We start from the raw sequence: 443 nt of genomic DNA on the forward strand, positions 1-443 counted from the left end.
TAAGGGCATTTGGTGGATGCCTTGGCATGCACAGGCGATGAAGGACGTGATACGCTGCGAAAAGCCGTGGGGAGCTGCGAATGAGCTTTGATCCATGGATCTCCGAATGGGGCAACCCACCTTAAATACCTAGAAAATCATTCTGGTTGTCGGATCGTCGATCCGACATTACGGCGAACGATTGCCGACGGCCTCTGGCCTGTATGGGAGTTTCCCAATACAGCGCGAGAGCGCGTCGCCGGTCGTCCGGCGCGCCCACGCAGCGCTGCACGAAGTGCAGAACGAGTGTGAGTGAAAACCCGAATGGTTTCTAGGTATTGTGATAAGGTATCTACACCTGAATACATAGGGTGTAAGAAGCGAACGCAGGGAACTGAAACATCTAAGTACCTGCAGGAAAGGACATCAACCGAGACTCCGCAAGTAGTGGCGAGCGAACGCGG

1 rRNA gene is annotated in these 443 nt (G+C 54.2%); it reads left to right on the forward strand.

The window, feature by feature from the left end:
- Positions 1-443, forward strand: a 23S ribosomal RNA gene (locus ELH03_RS37200); the annotation flags it as partial.

Source organism: Rhizobium beringeri (assembly GCF_004306515.1).
In the GTDB taxonomy this organism is placed as follows: Bacteria; Pseudomonadota; Alphaproteobacteria; order Rhizobiales; family Rhizobiaceae; genus Rhizobium; species Rhizobium beringeri.